This is a genomic window from Erwinia sp. V90_4 (assembly GCF_029967685.1).
Taxonomy (GTDB): Bacteria; Pseudomonadota; Gammaproteobacteria; order Enterobacterales; family Enterobacteriaceae; genus Erwinia; species Erwinia aphidicola.
In genome coordinates this window covers 46,313-63,970 of record NZ_JASCAQ010000044.1, presented here as the reverse complement: position 1 = coordinate 63,970, position 17,658 = coordinate 46,313, and the positions used below count along the sequence as shown (strand labels likewise).

Genomic DNA, 17,658 nt, shown 5'->3' with positions numbered 1-17,658 from the left:
TAAGACACTAACACCTGAAGCTAGCGCGTCTACCAATTCCGCCACCTTCGCATACCCGCAACATAACAACGTTATATCGCAACCACGGAGGCGCATTCTAGAGATTTTACCAGGGACGTCAACAGTTATTTCTTATTGTTGAAACAACAGCCTGGAAAAACAGCGCTGCCGTAACGTTTGAAGCGGGTCGGGCATGCCCGACCCTACGGATTGCGGCGTACTATTTCTTAGGTGGGCGGCCTTTAACGGCGCGGTACACTTTGAAACGGCCATTCTGTAGCAGCACTTCGTGGCTGCCGAAGGTTTCGTCCAGCACCTGCGGATAAGGCAGGAAGGCGTTGGCGACAATGCGCAGCTCACCGCCGGTGTTCAGGTGGGTGATGGCCCCGCGGATCAGCGTCTGTGCCGCATCCAGGCTGGTCTGCACGCCATCGTGGAATGGCGGGTTAGAGATGATCATATCGAAGCGGCCGGGGATGTCGGAGTAAACATTACTGGCGAACACTTCGCCTTCCAGCTGGTTGGCTGCCAGCGTGGCTTTACTGGCTTCAATCGCCGCCGCGTTGACATCGGTCAGCGTCAGGCGCACTTTTGGCGAGAAGCTGGCGATCATCGCGGAGAGCACCCCGGCGCCGCAGCCCATATCCAGCACTTTGCCTTTCATATGCGGCTTGAGGGTGGAGAGCAGCAGCTGGCTACCGATGTCCAGACCGTCGCGGCTGAACACCCCCGGCAGGGTTTTCACCGTCAGGTCGCCCAGCGGGTATTCGTCCCAGAAGGTATCGACGTCGAACGCTGGCTGTTTCTCCAGCTGGCCGTGATACAGACCGCAGCGGCGCGCGCTGTCGATTTTCTCAAGTGAACACCAGCCTTCCAGCATCTGCTCGGCGCTGCGCACGCCGCTGCGGTTTTCACCGATGACGAAAACATCGCTACCCACCGGCAGCAGCGCCAGCAGGTTTTGCAGCTGGAACTGCGCTTCCGGCTTGTTCTTCGGCCAGTAGTACACCAGCGTATTGCAGTCGGCGACCATGTCGGCCGTGGCGACGAGGCCATAATGGGCATTTTCTCCCAGGGCGCGGCTGAGGATCTGCCAGTGATGATACTGCTGGGTATGTACCCGGCTGAGCGCGGTATCCAGTTGGGCGGGCAGGTCATCCTGCAGGTCGCCAGCAAACAGCACGCGGCGTTCAGTAAATTCATCACTGTGGCGCAGTATCACTTCACTGGCCGGGGTAAATGCGGACATCGATGGCTCCTTTAATTTCAGAGCGGGGATTATAGTCGTTTGTTGGCTCTTAATCATCGGGTTTGCTAGCATAGGCGCGCAAACGGGCGACCAGACAGGAAAAAAAGATGTCTTCCAGACGTGACTGGTTATTACAGCAAATGGGCATAACGCAGTATACGCTGCGGCGTCCGCGCGCCCTGCAGGGGGAGATTGCGGTGACGTTACCCGCTGAAACCCGCCTGGTGATTGTGGCGGATACCCCGCCCGTCCTGCAGGATCCGCTGGTGGCGGACGTGCTGCGCGCCCTGAACCTGCAGGCACCGCAGGTGCAATTACTCACTCCCGACCAGCTGGCGATGTTGCCGGATGACGCCCGCTGTAACAGCTGGCGTTTAGGGCTGGACGCCCCGGTGGCCTTAGCCGGAACTCAAATCGCTTCGCCAGTGCTGGCGGAGCTTTATCACAATGCCGACGCCAAACGGGCGCTCTGGCTGCAAATTTGCCAACATGAATCAGATTTCTTTACTCACCACGCAAGACCTTGAGCCGGCGTTTGCCATTGAGCAGCGTAGCCACGCTTTCCCCTGGACAGAAAAGACACTAGCCAGCAATCAGGGCGAGCGCTATCTGAATTTTGCCCTGCGCGTCGACGGCGTGCTGGCAGCCTTCGCCATTACGCAGGTGGTGCTGGATGAAGCGACGCTGTTTAACCTGGCGGTGGACCCGGCCTTTCAGCGCCGTGGCCTCGGGCGGGAGCTGTTACGGCATCTGATCGGCGAGCTGGAGCAGCGCGGGGTGATGACGCTGTGGCTGGAAGTGCGCGCCTCAAACGCTGCTGCTATCGCGCTCTATGAGCAGCTGGATTTCAACGAGGTCTCGATCCGCCGTAACTATTATCCAACCAGGGACGGTAAAGAAGACGCGATCATGATGGCCCTCACGATATAAATGACACATTACGCCTGACCTTCAAGTAAGTAAGGAATGCTCCAATGCTACAAAACCGTGACTGGATTCTTTTTGACGCTGACGAAACGCTGTTCCACTTTGATGCGTTCGCCGGCTTGCAGCGTCTGTTTCAGCAGTACGATGTGCAGTTCAACAAGGCGGACTACGACGACTACCAGGCGATCAACAAGCCGCTGTGGGTCGACTACCAGAACGGCGCTATCAGCGCACTGCAGCTGCAGCAGCGTCGATTCGAAGGCTGGGCCAGCAGGCTGAACGTCACCGCGCACCATCTTAACAGCGGTTTCCTGACGGCGATGGCCGAGATCTGCACGCCGCTGCCGGGTGCCGTTGAGTTACTCAACGCGCTGAAGGGGAGGGTGAAGATGGGGATTATCACCAACGGCTTTACCGCACTGCAGCAGGCGCGTCTGGAGCGTACCGGCTTCCTCGGCTACTTCGATCTGCTGGTGATCTCCGAACAGGTCGGCCACGCCAAACCGCACCCGGCAATCTTTGATTATGCTCTGAACCAGATGGGCAACCCGCCGCGCGAGCGCGTGCTGATGGTGGGTGACAACCCGGATTCCGATATTCTTGGTGGCATCAACGCCGGCATGGCGACCTGCTGGCTGAATGCCGATGGCCGCAGCCTGCCGGAAGGCATTGCGCCGACCTGGCAGGTGACTTCTCTGAACGAACTACAACGTCTGCTGGGTCTTTAACCCCCCGGCTGCCTGCGGCTGATTGTCCTGATTGGCCGCGGGTGATGTCCCTATTTGCCCCTTCTCTGCCCCCTCGAGGGCGAAATTCTCTCCATTTTTGAGATACTTATAGCCAGTGAACGCCCATCCTTAAATTTGTCTTAACCAGCCAAATTAGAGCTTTCTGCTGCCTTCGTAGTGGTTATTACTCTCATTTACTGCCTTGTGGCACAGAACCAGGATTTAAGTCTGATACCCCAATCTCATTGTGGCCGGGCGCTAACTGCGTCTCATTTAGTACCGGCATAAACAGTTTTTTTAAAAATTTTTTGTTTCGGGTATTTCACAATTTTGCACGTCAATTACGCGATTTGATAAATAATCAATAAGAATTTCTAGGATTAATCCTAAGCAACTTCTGAAATTGAGTGATATTTGTCTTAACATTGATAGTTAAGCAAAACTAATCATAGCTTAAGTGGATTAAGCACGTTGAATTGTTGAATGTTGTCTGTAAACTTATCGTGAAATTTACAAATAAATACTTCCCATTACCTTTTTGAGATGACTTTTGTCAGCCTCATGCGGTAGCTATAGCCAAATTCCAGCGCGACCACTCTTTGTAACTTTATGTTATTGATCGTAATTATGGTTGTTCGCTGGTGTGGTAAGGATTGTTGCCGCCTGTGGTGCTTTACAATCCATTTTTGGCTTCATTTGGAGCTGTAGCCATAAGTTTCCGAATTATAAGCGTAATGGAAGCTATCTGGTCTAATCTGTTCTAATCGTAACCTATTGATTTTTACTTTTATAATCGCTGCAAATTAATCAATGATCCTGGGTGGTACCGTTATCACTCTCGGGTTATTGATGTATCGCTTAAGTGAATCAGTAATCTTGTCTGATGTGAGCTTTTGATCAATCTCGCCTGCAGGAAGCAGCGGATAAATCCTGGTGACTTGATTCTTGCCTGGCTCAGCAGCGCTTCGCTGGCAAATGCCCGGCACGCTGCCCCTTCCTGCTGGTTAAATCTGTACTGCTGTCTTTTTTTGGTGCTGTTCTGCGGGCATATCTGCCCGTCCCTGTCATTTTGAGAAACGTATGAGGATCATGGTGAAAATTCGTATCGCATTAAGCCTGCTGTTTGTGTTGAGCGTTGCCGGATGCAAAGCACCACCGCCGCCAATGACGGATGACACGATTGTTTCCAGTACTGTCGATGGGGTGAAGCTGAGCTATCGCCACGCTATCACTCCGCCGCAGAGCTTCACGCCCGTCAACGAAGAGTACCGTGCGCTGTACGGCGCCTCAGTGATGAGCCGACCTGACTTTGGCGGCAAGCTGGTGCGTAACCTGGATAACGCGCAGAGCTTCACCGTGCTGGGAACCGTAGAGAATAACTGGCTGGCAATTGCCGAAAGCGGGCAGGAGCAGCTGCTGGGCTACGTGCCGCTGCGAGCCGGTGTGAAAAGCGACATTTACGACAAAACGATAAAGGCCGATCAGCGCCGTAAGCGCGTGCGCGCTCCGGCGAAAAAAACCTGCGTTGCGGTGGATGGCGATAGCAAAGCGTGCCAGAGCAGCAACAGCGGAACCTGGATCATCGATTAATCGTTAATGGTCGCCCGATTATGAACAGACTGAATATTTGGCGCCTGAGCCTTCAGGTGCTTTGCCTCACCGCGCTGGCACTGCTGGCCGGCTGCGGTTCATCTTCACGAGACACACCCACGCAATACAGCCTGCTGTTCCAGGCGCATCCGCAAATTAACCAGTCGGCACCGCTGAAAGTGCGCGTGCTGTGGCTGAATTCCGATGCGGATTTCATGTCGGCTGATTTTTACTCTCTGCAAAACAACGCGCAGAGCGTGCTGGGTACCAACCTGCTGGACAGCGAGCAGTTCTTCCTGATGCCGGGCCAAACCAATAAAAAAATCGTCGGGCAGAACAACCCTGGCGCGCGCTACATCGCCATCATGGCGGAATACCAGGCGCTGGATGGCAAGAGATGGCGTCTCTCCCTGCCGTTACCGCAGCCTTCAGACAGCCGTTTTTATCAGGTCTGGAAGGGGTCGGACGATGAGCTGCATGCCGAAGTCATTGCGGATATCAGCGGCATCCGCGTGGTGAAAAACTGACAGCGCCGGAGACAGGAGCCAACATGAGCAAAGCAGAAAAAGTGGTCTGGACCGAAGGCATGTTCCTGCGCCCGCACCATTTCCAGCAGTCTGAAAGCCACCTGCACAGCACCCTGCGTGACTGGGGCCTGGCACAGCGCCCCTATCTGTGGGGGCTGCACGATATCGAATTCGACGAGGCGATGCTGCGCCAGGGCAAAGTGGCGCTGGTCTCCGCCAGCGGGCTGCTGCCGGATGGCACCGCCTTCTCGTTTCGCGATGCGCGCCAGTCGCCGCCCCCGCTAAGCATTCCGGACAACCAAACCAACGTGAAAGTGGTGCTGGCACTGCCGGTACGGCGCGGCGGGCGCGAAGAGGTGATTTTCAGCGAAGCGGGGGATTCCCTGGCGCGCTTTATCAGCTTCGAACGCGAAGTCGATGATTTCAACGCCATCTCGGTCGGGCAGGCGGCCGTGCAGTTCGGGCGCCTGCGCCTGCGGTTAATGCTGGAGAGCGAACTGACCGCGGAATGGACGGCGATTGGCGTGGCGCGGGTCAGCGAAAAGCGCAGCGACAGCCAGCTGCGCCTCGACAGCAGCTATATCCCGCCGATGCTTAACGCCATCAGCCAGCCGCTGCTGTACGAATATGTCGGCGATATTCACGGCCTGCTGGAGCAGCGCAGCCAGCAGATCGGCCAGCGCCTGCAGCAGTCCGGGCGCTTCAATACCGCTGATATGGTCGACTTTATGCTGCTGGCACTGATCAACCAGCAGCTGGGCCACATCAGCCATGTTAAAAATCTGCCGCTGCTGCACCCGGAAGCGCTGTTCCAGCACTGGCTGGCCTTTGCCAGCGAGCTCACCAGCTGGACGCCGCAGCGCGGGCCGCACAATACGCTGCCGGTGTATAACCACGACGATTTGGCAGGCTGCTTCGGGCAACTGACGCTGCTGCTGCGCCAGGGGCTGTCGCAGGTGATGGAAGAGAATGCCATCCAGCTGCCGCTGACCGAGCGCTCCCACGGCCTTAACGTGGCGACGATTACCGAAGCGTCAATGGTGCGCGAGTTTGGCTTCGTGCTGGCGGTGCGCGCTAACGTACCGGCCGACGCGCTGCAAACCCACTTCCCGGCGCAGATGAAAGTCGCCCCGGTGACCAAAATTCGCGATCTGGTGCAGCTGCAGCTGCCGGGCATGGTGCTGCGCGCGATGCCGACCGCACCGCCGCAAATCCCCTGGCACGCCGGTTACAACTACTTCCAGCTGGAGAAGGGCGGGGAGTTATGGAAAGAGATGGAGAAGTCCGGGGCCTTTGCCCTGCATCTCGCCGGGGAGTTCCCGGGGCTGGAGATGGAATTCTGGGCAATCCGCAGTCACGCCGTCTGAGCAGGGAATGAATCACCATGAAACAGGAACGACACGCTGATGCGCAAGCCTGGGTTTCCGGGGCCAACAGCCATAACCCGCTGGTGGCGGCGGCCAATCCGCTGCTGAATGCTATCCCGCAAATCCGCCATTCGGTTTCCCACCCCGATCCCGCCGGTTTACGCCAGCGCCTGATCGATGAGATCCGCCAGTTTGAGATGAACTGCCAGCGCGCCGGGCTGCCGTATGAAGCGATTATCGGCGCCCGTTACTGCCTGTGCACCGCGCTGGATGAAGCCGCCGCGCTCACTCCGTGGGGTGGGCGCGGCGTCTGGCCGGGCAGCGGCCTGCTGGTGACATTTCACAATGAAACCTGGGGCGGGGAGAAATTCTTCCAGCTGCTGGCACGCCTGTCGCAGACGCCGCGTGAACAGATTGCGCTGCTGGAGCTGATTAACTTCTGCCTGCAGATGGGCTTCGAAGGACGTTACCGGGTCATGGATAACGGCCGCTCGCAGCTGGAAACCATCAAGCAGCGCCTGCTGCAGATGATCCGCTCAGTGCGCGGCAGCTATGCGCCGCCGCTGTCGGTCCACCCGGAAGATCACCCGGTGACGCGCAAGCTTTGGCGCCCGGTGGTGCCGCTCTGGGCCTGCACCGCCGTGGTGGGTTTCCTCGCCTGCCTGCTCTACATCCTGCTCAACTGGCGTCTTGGGGATTACACCAGCCCGGTGCTGGCCTCGGTTTATCAGACCGCGCTGCCGGAAGTCACTATCCACGATCCGGCGCCAGCGCCGCCTGCCGCGCTGGACCTGAAAACCTTCCTGCGCCCGGAGATCGAACAGGGGCTGGTGTCGGTGCGTGACGAAGCCGACCGCAGCGTGGTGACGCTAAAAGGTGATGGCCTGTTCAGCTCGGCGGCCACCTCGGTGAGCGACGGCTACGCCAGCGTGCTCAACCGCATCGCGGCAGCGATGAACAACGTCAGCGGGCGCATTCTGGTGGTGGGCTACAGCGACAATGTGCCAATCCGCAGCGCCCGTTTTGCCTCGAATTATGAACTGTCGCTGGCGCGCGCGCAGTCGGTCACCGAACAGCTGCAGCAGCATCTCTCCCAGCCGCAGCGCGTCAAAGCGGAAGGGCGTGGGGAGAGCAACCCCATCGCGCCGAACAACAGCGCCGCTAACCGCGCGCGCAATCGCCGGGTCGAGATCACCCTGCTGGTGGCACCGGGAAATACCCAGGCCCAGCTTAACGGCCAGGTGCAAGGAACTCACTGATGCTGAATATTCTGTTTGCCGTCTTAACCAACCGCCTGCTGTGGGGCTTTGTTGGTATCACCGCGCTGTCGTTTATTATCTGGGTGATTGGCCCGGTGTTTTCGATTGTCGATTCACGCCCGCTGGAGCCGGAAGTCAACCGCCAGATCAGTATTGGACTGCTCTACCTGGTGTGGGCACTGGGCAACGTGGTGCCGCGCCTCTATAACAGCTGGCTGAACCGTAAGCTGATGGGCAGCCTGAAAACCACGCCGGGGGAGTCGCCAGAGGGGGAGAGCCCGCGTCTGACCAGCGAAGACCGGGTGCTGGCGGAGCGCTTTAACGAAGCCTCCGAGCTGCTGAAAAAAGCGCACTTCTCTCACGCCAGCGGCCGCTCGCCGTTCTGGGCGCAGCGCTTCAGCCGTCAGTATCTTTACCAGCTGCCGTGGTATGTGATTATCGGCGCGCCCGGGGCGGGTAAAACCACCGCGCTGGTTAACTCCGGCCTGCAGTTCCCGCTGGCCGACCGCTTTGGTAAGTCCGCGCTGCGCGGCATTGGCGGCACGCGCAACTGCGACTGGTGGTTCACCAACGAAGCGGTGCTGCTGGATACTGCCGGGCGCTACACCACCCAGGAGAGTCAGCAGCAGCAGGACGCCAGCGAGTGGCAGGGCTTTATCGGCCTGCTGCGCAAATATCGCGGCCGCCAGCCGATCAACGGCGTGATCGTCACCGTCAGCATCTCCGACCTGCTGACCCAGTCGGCGGAGGCGTCGCAGCAGCAGGCGGTGGCGCTGCGCCAGCGCCTGATGGAGCTGCACGAACAGCTTGGTATTCGCTTCCCGGTCTATGTCCTGGTGACCAAAGCGGACCTGCTGAAGGGCTTCCGCGCTTATTTCGCCAAATTCGATAAGGCGCAGCGCGAGCAGATCTGGGGCTTCACCTTCCCGTGGGATAAAGCCCGGCTGGCCGACTTCGATCTGATGGCGGCCTTCACTCAGGAGTTCGCCCTGCTGCAGCAGCGGCTGGACGCCGGGCTGCCGGACACGCTACTGCAGGAGAGCGATGCCAAAGCACGCGCGGAAAGTTTCCTCTTCCCGCAGGAGTTCGCCGCGCTGCGCCCGCTGCTGGCCGACTACCTCGACACCGTGTTTGCCCGCTCCAACTTTGAAACCCAGTTCTCGCCGCGCGGCATCTATTTCGCCAGCGGCACTCAAGAGGGGCTGCCGTTTGACCGCGTGATGGGCGAACTGAACCGCGCCATGCAGCTGCCGCAGGATGACAGCGGCGTTCAGGGCAGCTGGCAGCAGGTCAGTAAAGAGGCGCCGATCCCCGGCAACAAAGGTCAGAGCTTCTTCCTGAAGGATATGCTGCAAAAAGTGGTGTTTGCTGAGGCCGGTCTGGCGGGCAGCAACCGCTGGTGGGAGCTGCGCAACCGCGCGCTGCTGTGGTCCGGCTATATCGCTCTGGCCGCCGTGCTGGTGGTGGCCTCGCTGCTGTGGTTCACCAGCTACGGCAACAACAAAAGCTACCTGCAGCAAGTCCAGGCGCGGGTGCCGGAAGTGGCGCGCCAGAGCACGGCGCTGCAGGGCAGCGACCCGCGCGATCTCTTTGCGCTGCTGCCGTTCCTTAATAGCGTGCTGCACCTGCCGGAGAGCGACGAGTTTGACCTTAACTCACCGCCGCTGACCCGCCGCATGGGGCTGTATCGCGGCGCGGAAGTCAGCGATGCCACCCAGGCGCTGTACCAGAAAGCGCTGCAGCAGATGCTGATGCCGCAGGTGGCGCAGCTGATTACCACCTGGCTGCGTAACGACAACGGCAGCGATGCCGACTACAGCTATGAAGCGCTGAAAGCCTATCAGATGCTGTATCAACCGAAACACTACGACGGCAAATTCCTGCACGCCTGGCTGATGCTGAATATCCAGCGCACTCTGCCGCAAAACGTCACTCAGGCGCAGGTGAAGCAGCTGGAGTGGCATCTCAGCCAGCTGCTGGGGAACCAGATTCAGGCCTCGCCGTATGCCCGGGATGATGCGCTGGTAAAGCGCGAGCAGGCGCTGATTAATCAGATGCCGCTGTCGCAGCGCGTCTACGGACGCCTGAAGCGCCTGCTGGAACGTGATGACAGCTTACGGGCGGTGTCGCTGGCTTCGCTCGGCGGGCCGCAGAGCGAGCTGGTGTTTTCGCGCAAGAGCGGGCGCTCGATTGCTGACACCCTCCCGGGGCTGTACACCCCGGACGGTTACTGGAACAGCTTCGACAAAAACATCGCTGCGGTGACCAAAGCGCTGCATGACGATGACCAGTGGGTGCTCGGCGGTCAGGTACAGGGCGAGACGCAGCAGCAGACCGATGCGGCGGTGCGCCAGCTCTATATCAGCGACTATATTCGCCAGTGGGACGGGCTGCTGCAGGATATCCAGCTCAACGGCAGCGCCGACCTGGCGCAGCGCATCAACAGCGCACGGCTGCTCTCCAGCAGCAGCTCGCCGCTGCGCAAGCTGGTGATTAACCTCAGCCACTATCTGGTGCTGGAAAAAGTCCCGCAGGGCGATGACAAAGCCGCTAAGCCCGCCGACAGCGTCAGCGATAACAGCGCCACGCGGACACTGCAGGCGCTGTTCCGCTCGCGCCAGAACAGCCCCGGCGCGGCGGTACAGCAGACGCCGGAGCAGGCAGTGGCTAACCACTTCGCGCCGATTATTGAGCTGGCCGATCCGCTGGAAGAGGGGGGTAAAACCATCGCCTTCGACGACTTCCTTAAGCAGATTGACGACCTGTATCGCTACCTGACGGCGGTGCAGGACGCCGCCAACAGCGGCATGCCACCGCCGGCGGGTGAGGCGATCAGCCACCTGCAGGCCAGTGCGGGCAGGCTGCCCGGCTCGCTGCAAAACATGTTTACCAGTATGGCGGTTGGCGCCAGCAGCGACACCCAGCGCCGTGACCTCGACAACGTGCGTAAACGCATCAACGTCGAAGTCGGCGGCTTTTGCCGCCAGGCGATAGCCGGGCGTTATCCGCTGGTGCGTTCCGGGCGCAGTGAAGTCACCCCGGACGATCTGGCGCGCATGTTCGCTCCGGGCAGCGGCCTGATGGACAGTTTCTTCCGCGATAACCTGGCCAACAAGGTGGATACCACCCAGTCGGCGTGGCGCTTTACGCCAGGCATTGATGGCAAAACCCTGCCGGGCGGCGAGAGTATTCTGCGCCCGTTCCAGCAGGCGCAGAGTATTCGCGACGCCTTCTTTGCCAACGGCTCTACCACGCCGTCATTCCGCGTGACGGTGCGCACGGTGCGGATGGATAACGACATTCTCACCCTGACGCTGGACGTTGACGGTCAGCTGCTGCGCTACAGCCACGGCCCGCAGGCGGTACAGCTGATGAGCTGGCCGGGCAGCGGCGGCACCAATCAGGTGCGTATGCAGCTCGGGCTGGCCAACGGCACCACCTCGACGCTGGTGACCAACGGCTCCTGGGCGCTGAACCGCTTCTTTGACCGCGCCCAGCAGAGCGCAGGCAGCAGCAGCCTGAGCCGCCAGGCCACCTTTAATGTCGATGGTCACCGTGTGACGCTTGAGTTCACCCCGAACAGTATCCGCAATCCGTTCCAGCTTCCCGGGTTCTCGTGCCCGTAGCCGTGAGGAGAAGAGAATGAGCCAGACGCCCGTGATTAGCTGGTACGGCAAATTGCCCAGCGCCGGAGATTTTCTTAAGCGCCGCTTTCCCGATGTGCTGTTTAACCAGTGGAGCCACTGGTTCCAGGTTGGCCTGCTTAACTGGCAGAACGGTGAGGAGCAGCCCTCAGAGAGCCGCCGTCAGTTTGCCAATGCCCCGGTATGGAACTTCGTGGTGCCGCCGATGCTGGGCAGCCAGCAGGTGCAGATGGGCTGCCTGCTGCCGGGTAAAGACAGCGTGGGGCGCCGCTACCCGCTGTGCGCGCTACTGAGCTTCAATCCGGCGCAGTGGTCGGCGCAGCAGCTGGCGCTGGCGGGGGAGTGGTATCAGCAGCTCGGGCGCACGCTGCTGCACGCGGTGCGCAACGGCTACTCCGCCGAACAGCTTGACCAGGTATTGCTGACCATCCCGGCACCGCCGCAGCCCGAACACTTAGACACCTCCGGCATTCTGGCGGTGATTGGTCAGCCGGCGGAAGAGAACACCCTCGGCTGGTCACAGGTGGCGGACTGCTTCAGCCCGCAGCAGTACACCAGCTTCTGGTGGACCAACCGCACCGACGGTTACCCGCTCTACACCCATCTGCACAGCGGCAACTTCACCAGCCAGCTGTTTACGATGCTGTTCGACCCGGCGGCGGGTGCCAAACCCGGTCGGAACGGCCTTTATCCGCCGATGTTTGAATAGGAAATCCGATGAATATCGATGCGCTTCTTACCCCTGTCAGCAGCGAGCAGCCCTGCGGCGAAAACCTCGAATATGACGCCGACTATATGGCGATGGAGCAGGCCTGCGCCGGTAAAGCCGAGCAGCAGTTTGGCGACACCATCATCCCGGCGGAACCCGCCGACTGGAACAAAGTCGAGCAGCTGGCCCTCAGCCTGCTGGAGCGCAGTAAAGATCTGCGCGTGATGCTGGCGCTGACCCGCGCCTGGACCCAGCTGAAAGGGCTGCGCGGCTATGCCAACGGCCTGCTGCTGGTGCAGCAGGCGCTGCTGCTCTACTGGGAGCCGCTCTGGCCGCTGCTGGAAGAGGACGGGCAGCACGACCCGTTCTACCGCGTTAACGCGCTGGCGGCGCTGAGTGATAAATCGGCGCTCAGCACCGCCCTGCGCCAGGCCGCGCTGATACGCCATGCGTCCGACGAGATCAGCCTGCGCGATGCCTGTTCGCTGCTCGACGGCAGCAAGACCGACTGCCCCGGCTATCCCGGCGGTTTAACCCGCCTGCAGGATGAGCTGGCGCGCGGCGGTCCCGGCCCTGAAGCGGTGGTGCTGATAGCCGAACGCCTGCTGACCATTCGTGAAACCGTCACCGAGCAGCTGGGCAACGGCGGCCTGCCGGAGATGGAGCAGCTGCTGAAAACCGTCAACACGGTGGCCGCCGCCTGTCAGAGCACCGATCTCAGCAGCCTGATCCCACCGCCTGCCAGCAGCAGCGCCGCTGAGCCAACGCCTAAGAGCGCGCCGCAGTCCGCCGACTGGCGCACGGTGCAGCTCAGCTCACGCGCCGATGCGCAGCTGATGCTGGAGAAGGTGAAACACTATTTTGTCCGGCACGAACCCAGCCACCCGGCGCCGCTGATGATTGAGCGGGTGCAGCGTATGGTCGAGCTGGACTTTATGGAGATCATCCGCGACCTCGCGCCGGACGGCGTGCATCAGCTGGAAACTCTTTTCGGGCGTCGCGATAGCTAACGCTTGCGGCGCAATATTTTGTACGCGCACATCCAATGGAGAACACCATGCCAGTCAGTAAATCCAGTGGGCAGAAATTCATTGCCCGTAATCGCGCGCCCCGCGTACAGATCGAGTACGACGTGGAGATCTACGGCGCAGAACGCAAAATCGAACTGCCTTTTATCATGGGCGTGATGGCCGACCTGGTCGGTAAACCCGTCGACGCTCAGCCGGGCGTGGACGAGCGCAAGTTCCTTGAGATCGATATCGATAACTTCGACGAGCGCATGAAGTCGCTGAAACCGCGCGTGGCGTTCCAGGCTGATAACACCCTGACCGGGGAAGGGCGTCTGAACATCGACCTGACCTTCAACAGCATGGAAGACTTCTCGCCGGACGCGGTGGCGCGCAAGGTCGAGCCGCTCAACCAGATGCTGGAAGCGCGCACCCAGCTCTCTAACCTGCTGACCTATATGGACGGCAAAAACGGTGCGGAAGAGCTGATCGCCAAAATCCTGCAGGATCCCACGCTGCTGCAATCCCTCAGCCACCTGCCGAAATCAGACGATGCCGCAGCGGACAGCAGCGCTAAAGAGGAGTAACTGATGAGCAACCCATCCCAGCAGTCGCTGGCGCAGGAGCAGCAGGCCTGGAGCCAGGACGAGTTCAGCGCGCTGCTGAACAAAGAGTTCCGCCCGAAAAGCGATCAGGCGCGTAATGCCGTCGAGAGCGCGGTCAAAACTCTGGCGCAGCAGGCGCTGGAGAACACCGTTACCGTCTCCAACGATGCTTATCGCACCATTCAGGCACTGATCGCCGAGATCGACGAGAAGCTGTCAAAGCAGGTGAACCAGATTATCCATCACGACGATTTCCAGAAGCTGGAAGGGGCGTGGCGCGGTCTGAGCTACCTGGTGAACAACACCGAAACCGACGAGATGCTGAAAATCCGCTTTATGAGCATCTCCAAGCAGGAGCTGGGCCGCACCCTTAAGCGCTATAAAGGCGTGGGCTGGGACCAGAGCCCAATCTTCAAGAAAGTCTACGAAGAAGAGTATGGCCAGTTCGGCGGCGAGCCGTTTGGCTGCCTGGTCGGCGACTACTACTTCGACCACGGCCCGCAGGATGTTGAGCTGCTGAGCGAGATGGCCCGCATTGGCGCGGCCGCCCACTGCCCGTTTATCACCGGTACCGCGCCGGGGGTGATGCAGATGGAGTCCTGGCAGGAGCTGGCAAACCCGCGCGACCTGACCAAGATCTTCCAGAACACCGAGTACGCCGCATGGCGCAGCCTGCGCGAGTCGGAAGATGCGCGCTACCTCGGCCTGGTGATGCCGCGCTTCCTGTCGCGCCTGCCTTACGGCATCCGTACCAACCCGGTGGACAGCTTCGACTTTGAGGAAGAGACCGACGGCGCGAATCACGGCAACTACACCTGGACTAACGCCGCTTACGCGATGGCGGCCAACATCAACCGTTCGTTCAAGGACTTCGGCTGGTGTACCTCGATTCGCGGCGTGGAGTCCGGCGGCGCAGTGGAAAACCTGCCGTGCCACACTTTCCCGAGCGACGACGGCGGCGTGGACATGAAGTGCCCGACCGAGATCGCCATCAGCGACCGTCGCGAAGCCGAGCTGGCGAAGAACGGCTTTATGCCGCTGGTTCACCGCAAGAACTCCGACTTTGCCGCCTTTATTGGCGCACAGTCGCTGCAGAAACCGGCGGAGTACCACGATCCCGATGCCACTGCCAATGCCCGTCTGGCCGCGCGCCTGCCGTACCTGTTCGCCTGCTGCCGCTTTGCGCACTACCTGAAGTGCATCGTGCGCGACAAGATCGGCTCCTTCCGCGAGCGTGATGAGATGGAGCGCTGGCTGAACGACTGGGTGATGAACTACGTCGACGGCGACCCGGCTAACTCCTCGCAGGAGACCAAGTCGCGTAAGCCGCTGGCCTCCGCCGAAGTGCAGGTGGAAGAGATTGAAGACAACCCGGGCTACTACGCCGCGAAGTTCTTCCTGCGCCCGCACTACCAGCTGGAAGGCCTGACCGTGTCGCTGCGCCTGGTATCCAAACTGCCATCGCTGAAGTCGAACGACGCGTAAGTCTACGCTGAATGTACCGGTGGCCGTTGGGTGCCACCGGGTTGTTAACCCTTTAAAAAGCATTGCTTCAAAGAGTCTGCGAAGGATTAACGCTATGCGAATCATAGAGTTGAATGAAGTGCATTAATCATTAGATTAGCAGTGATCTCATAATGATGTTTTCGAGGTTTTTGAATGTTTAAACGAATTGTTAAGTGGTTAACTGCTAATTTGATTATTTCTCTTTCAGGCTTATTGCTTTTTAGCTCACTGGGATATTATTTATTCTGGTTTGATTGGAATGTCAGTGCGTTGGATAATTTTATTCATACGGTGATTTTTGTTTTATTAATCACCGTATCAGTAATTGCCTACGCTATTGGTGAAAAGCTTAGGTTAAAAGATTGAACGCCTGTTGCGCTATTAAAGAAGACTTTCCAAAAAGTTAAGTGAAGGTTGAGGGTGGTATAAGTCAATAACCCAATGGCATAAGTCATTAATCCTTGACAGATTCCAACATGGTAGAGTAAATGACAATTTCATTTTTAATTTCCCGTGTTGTACACGATGCTGCTGGGATAAGAAAATTTAGCTATTAACTACTATGGGTTATTAATAGCTATCTCCTCTGACATATCCATTCAGTGATATTCAGAAGCAAGGCAGAGGTGAAATATGGACTGTTTTATTCAGCCCCATTGCTTTCCTGTTTGCCATATCAGTGCTTTATCTATACCCAAAGGTTTCCTGAAGGAAGCAGGGTAAAAGCAAAAACTTTAACTAATGAGAGTAGATAACCATGGCTATTGATATGTATATGAAGGTTGACGGTGTGACTGGCGAATCAAAAGATTCTAATCACACTGGCTGGATCGATATTGATTCATTCTCCTGGGGTGCTTCTCAGCCGGGCAACATGTCTGTGGGGGGTGGTGGCGGTGCCGGTAAAGTGAACTTTAATGACCTGCACATCAATGCAAAAATTGATAAAGCCGTTACTGCACTGCTGAAGAACTGCGCCAGCGGTAAGCACGTAGCAAAAGTAGAAGTGTCTGTCTGCAAAGCGGGTGGTACTCAGGTTGAATATACCCGCATTACGCTGGAAGACGTGTTGGTGACCAGCGTTCAGTTTGTGGGTTCAGAGCATGATGACACGCTGGGTGTGACCTATGCCTTCCAGGCGGCGAAAGTGAAACAGCAGTACTGGGAGCAGAGCACTTCCGGTGGTAAAGGCGCTGAGAGCAGCGCTGGCTGGAATATCAAAGAAAACAAAGAAGCGTAATGCTACTGCCCACTCGCTATGGGTGGGCATCTCCGAAAAGTTTCACGGCAACGCATCGAGTATTTAATCGGGTAGAGTGAACAACCGGGGCAGGATCGGGTCGACGTTTTGGAAAAACATGGCGGCCACCAGGTCCAGCGCCGGCTGTTTAGTATTTCAGTTGACCATAAATCAGACAAATGCTCAGTGACTAAGATGATTTAGAAGACGGCTCGTTATTGTGACTTAACCTCTGTATGCCGTGATAACAGGTAAAGACTAAGAATAATCAGAGAGATGAAAGGCATCTAGTCGGTGAGCCATGTGTCTGATACGTGCTGGATAATCCATGATGCCTCAGGCTGCCAGGATACCAGCCGATTTACAGGGATTCCCCCCGCAATTGAAACAGTAACGTGAGGAGAGTAAATGGCTATTATGGCTTCAGTCGGCCAGGGTGGTAAAAACCATTTCGGCGACGTTAAACAAGTTCAGCAGCTGCTTCAGCGCAATGGCTTCCCGCAGATCCGAGATGATGGCCGCATTGGCCCGAAAACCATTCAAGCGATTAAAGACTTTCAGTCGCGTTTTATGGCCCGGCCGGATGGGGTGATTGATGCAAATGGTAAAAGTTACAGTTATCTGATTCGGGGTAACGCACCGGGGCGTGTCGCACCGCCTGCGCGCTCAACGCCACCGGCTAACACGCCCGCCACCTCAGGGACGCTGACCGTCAGTGCCGGGCAGGTGACATTCGATGCGGAGGGGGGCGATAACCCCAGCCGAAACAACTTCAGCCGCCATATTCACTGTCCAAGCGATGATTCCGGAGTCACTATTGGGCGAGGCTATGACATGAAGATGCGTTCAGAGTCGAGCATTATCAGCGACCTGACGCAGGCGGGCGTGCCACTGGCTCAGGCTCAGCAGATAGCGAAGTCGCATGGCAAGAGCGGGGCCGCTGCTAAAGCATTTGTCAGGGACAATCGTGCCGCAATTGGAACTATCACTCATCAAATGCAAGTCCGCCTTTTCGAACTGATCTATCCACGTTATGTTGAGACGGCCCACCATTTTTATGATTTACGTACGGCGAATATCCCGCAAAGACCGACTTGGGAAAACCTCAAGCCCGCCGTGCGAGCCCTGACCGTGGATTTCGTTTATCAGGGCTTCAAAAGTGAAAATACCATGAAGAAATGTATGTCTAATGATATCGATACACTCATTAACTACATTGAAACCACACCTGAATTATCGCAGTATGAGGGTGGACGAAATCGCGTAGGTTTTTTGAAAAGAAATCGCTGAAAGGATTGTT

The 17,658-nt window shown here is 58.1% G+C and carries 16 protein-coding genes; 15 read left to right on the top strand and 1 reads right to left on the bottom strand.

The window, feature by feature from the left end:
- Positions 1 to 220: 220 nt before the first annotated feature.
- The gene (gene rsmC / locus QLG07_RS11285; RefSeq protein ID WP_048914713.1) at positions 221 to 1,249 is read right to left on the bottom strand and encodes a 16S rRNA (guanine(1207)-N(2))-methyltransferase RsmC; all 1,029 of its coding nucleotides are present in this window, start codon (positions 1,247 to 1,249) and stop codon (positions 221 to 223) included.
- Between the two features lie 107 nt (positions 1,250 to 1,356).
- Here rsmC and QLG07_RS11280 point away from each other — a divergent pair, with 107 nt between their 5' ends.
- The 15 genes from QLG07_RS11280 (at position 1,357) to QLG07_RS11210 (ending at position 17,648) form a co-directional block, all read left to right on the top strand.
- On the top strand, positions 1,357 to 1,776 hold the full coding sequence (locus tag QLG07_RS11280) for a DNA polymerase III subunit psi (RefSeq protein ID WP_048914714.1): 420 nt from the start codon (positions 1,357 to 1,359) through the stop codon (positions 1,774 to 1,776).
- Positions 1,739 to 2,179, top strand: a complete 441-nt coding sequence (gene rimI / locus QLG07_RS11275) for a ribosomal protein S18-alanine N-acetyltransferase (RefSeq protein WP_048914715.1) — start codon at positions 1,739 to 1,741, stop codon at positions 2,177 to 2,179. The genes QLG07_RS11280 and rimI overlap by 38 nt, the downstream gene beginning before the upstream one ends.
- Before the next feature lie 44 nt (positions 2,180 to 2,223).
- On the top strand, positions 2,224 to 2,904 hold the full coding sequence (gene yjjG, locus QLG07_RS11270) for a pyrimidine 5'-nucleotidase (RefSeq protein ID WP_048914716.1): 681 nt from the start codon (positions 2,224 to 2,226) through the stop codon (positions 2,902 to 2,904).
- 1,092 nt (positions 2,905 to 3,996) lie between these two features.
- Positions 3,997 to 4,494: a hypothetical protein gene (locus QLG07_RS11265; RefSeq protein WP_062818463.1), complete on the top strand. Its 498-nt coding sequence runs from the start codon at positions 3,997 to 3,999 to the stop codon at positions 4,492 to 4,494.
- 20 nt (positions 4,495 to 4,514) lie between these two features.
- A complete protein-coding gene (tssJ, locus tag QLG07_RS11260; protein WP_282469237.1) occupies positions 4,515 to 5,021 on the top strand; it encodes a type VI secretion system lipoprotein TssJ in 507 nt (168 codons plus the stop codon).
- A 23-nt stretch (positions 5,022 to 5,044) separates the two neighbouring features.
- Positions 5,045 to 6,388: a type VI secretion system baseplate subunit TssK gene (gene tssK / locus QLG07_RS11255; protein ID WP_282469236.1), complete on the top strand. Its 1,344-nt coding sequence runs from the start codon at positions 5,045 to 5,047 to the stop codon at positions 6,386 to 6,388.
- A 17-nt stretch (positions 6,389 to 6,405) separates the two neighbouring features.
- Positions 6,406 to 7,647: a DotU family type VI secretion system protein gene (locus tag QLG07_RS11250; RefSeq protein ID WP_048914719.1), complete on the top strand. Its 1,242-nt coding sequence runs from the start codon at positions 6,406 to 6,408 to the stop codon at positions 7,645 to 7,647.
- A complete protein-coding gene (tssM, locus tag QLG07_RS11245) occupies positions 7,647 to 11,273 on the top strand; it encodes a type VI secretion system membrane subunit TssM (RefSeq protein ID WP_282469235.1) in 3,627 nt (1,208 codons plus the stop codon). Before QLG07_RS11250 ends, tssM begins: the two co-directional genes overlap by 1 nt.
- Positions 11,274 to 11,289: 16 nt before the next feature.
- Entirely contained in the window at positions 11,290 to 12,000 is a 711-nt protein-coding gene (gene tagF, locus QLG07_RS11240; RefSeq protein ID WP_048914721.1) for a type VI secretion system-associated protein TagF, read from the top strand.
- Positions 12,001 to 12,008: 8 nt separating this feature from the next.
- On the top strand, positions 12,009 to 13,010 hold the full coding sequence (tssA, locus tag QLG07_RS11235; protein WP_282469234.1) for a type VI secretion system protein TssA: 1,002 nt from the start codon (positions 12,009 to 12,011) through the stop codon (positions 13,008 to 13,010).
- Between the two features lie 47 nt (positions 13,011 to 13,057).
- Complete coding sequence (gene tssB, locus QLG07_RS11230; protein ID WP_048914723.1) at positions 13,058 to 13,594, top strand: type VI secretion system contractile sheath small subunit; 537 nt, start codon at positions 13,058 to 13,060, stop codon at positions 13,592 to 13,594.
- Positions 13,595 to 13,597: 3 nt separating this feature from the next.
- A complete protein-coding gene (gene tssC, locus QLG07_RS11225; protein ID WP_048914724.1) occupies positions 13,598 to 15,097 on the top strand; it encodes a type VI secretion system contractile sheath large subunit in 1,500 nt (499 codons plus the stop codon).
- Between the two features lie 174 nt (positions 15,098 to 15,271).
- Positions 15,272 to 15,484 (top strand): hypothetical protein, encoded by a 213-nt coding sequence (locus QLG07_RS11220; protein WP_282469233.1) that lies wholly within the window; start codon positions 15,272 to 15,274, stop codon positions 15,482 to 15,484.
- A gap of 391 nt (positions 15,485 to 15,875) precedes the next feature.
- On the top strand, positions 15,876 to 16,358 hold the full coding sequence (locus QLG07_RS11215; RefSeq protein ID WP_048914725.1) for a type VI secretion system tube protein Hcp: 483 nt from the start codon (positions 15,876 to 15,878) through the stop codon (positions 16,356 to 16,358).
- 408 nt (positions 16,359 to 16,766) lie between these two features.
- The gene (locus QLG07_RS11210) at positions 16,767 to 17,648 is read left to right on the top strand and encodes a peptidoglycan-binding protein (protein ID WP_048914726.1); all 882 of its coding nucleotides are present in this window, start codon (positions 16,767 to 16,769) and stop codon (positions 17,646 to 17,648) included.
- Positions 17,649 to 17,658: the final 10 nt, after the last annotated feature.

Excerpts from the sequence above, each read along its gene's own strand:
- rsmC (WP_048914713.1), bottom strand. The coding sequence starts at position 1,249 with ATGTCCGCATTTACCCCGGCCAGTGAAGTGATACTGCGCCACAGTGAT.
- QLG07_RS11280 (WP_048914714.1), top strand. The coding sequence starts at position 1,357 with ATGTCTTCCAGACGTGACTGGTTATTACAGCAAATGGGCATAACGCAG.
- rimI (WP_048914715.1), top strand. The coding sequence starts at position 1,739 with ATGAATCAGATTTCTTTACTCACCACGCAAGACCTTGAGCCGGCGTTT.
- yjjG (WP_048914716.1), top strand. The coding sequence starts at position 2,224 with ATGCTACAAAACCGTGACTGGATTCTTTTTGACGCTGACGAAACGCTG.
- tssJ (WP_282469237.1), top strand. The coding sequence starts at position 4,515 with ATGAACAGACTGAATATTTGGCGCCTGAGCCTTCAGGTGCTTTGCCTC.
- tssK (WP_282469236.1), top strand. The coding sequence starts at position 5,045 with ATGAGCAAAGCAGAAAAAGTGGTCTGGACCGAAGGCATGTTCCTGCGC.
- QLG07_RS11250 (WP_048914719.1), top strand. The coding sequence starts at position 6,406 with ATGAAACAGGAACGACACGCTGATGCGCAAGCCTGGGTTTCCGGGGCC.
- tssM (WP_282469235.1), top strand. The coding sequence starts at position 7,647 with ATGCTGAATATTCTGTTTGCCGTCTTAACCAACCGCCTGCTGTGGGGC.
- tagF (WP_048914721.1), top strand. The coding sequence starts at position 11,290 with ATGAGCCAGACGCCCGTGATTAGCTGGTACGGCAAATTGCCCAGCGCC.
- tssA (WP_282469234.1), top strand. The coding sequence starts at position 12,009 with ATGAATATCGATGCGCTTCTTACCCCTGTCAGCAGCGAGCAGCCCTGC.
- tssB (WP_048914723.1), top strand. The coding sequence starts at position 13,058 with ATGCCAGTCAGTAAATCCAGTGGGCAGAAATTCATTGCCCGTAATCGC.
- tssC (WP_048914724.1), top strand. The coding sequence starts at position 13,598 with ATGAGCAACCCATCCCAGCAGTCGCTGGCGCAGGAGCAGCAGGCCTGG.
- QLG07_RS11220 (WP_282469233.1), top strand. The coding sequence starts at position 15,272 with ATGTTTAAACGAATTGTTAAGTGGTTAACTGCTAATTTGATTATTTCT.
- QLG07_RS11215 (WP_048914725.1), top strand. The coding sequence starts at position 15,876 with ATGGCTATTGATATGTATATGAAGGTTGACGGTGTGACTGGCGAATCA.
- QLG07_RS11210 (WP_048914726.1), top strand. The coding sequence starts at position 16,767 with ATGGCTATTATGGCTTCAGTCGGCCAGGGTGGTAAAAACCATTTCGGC.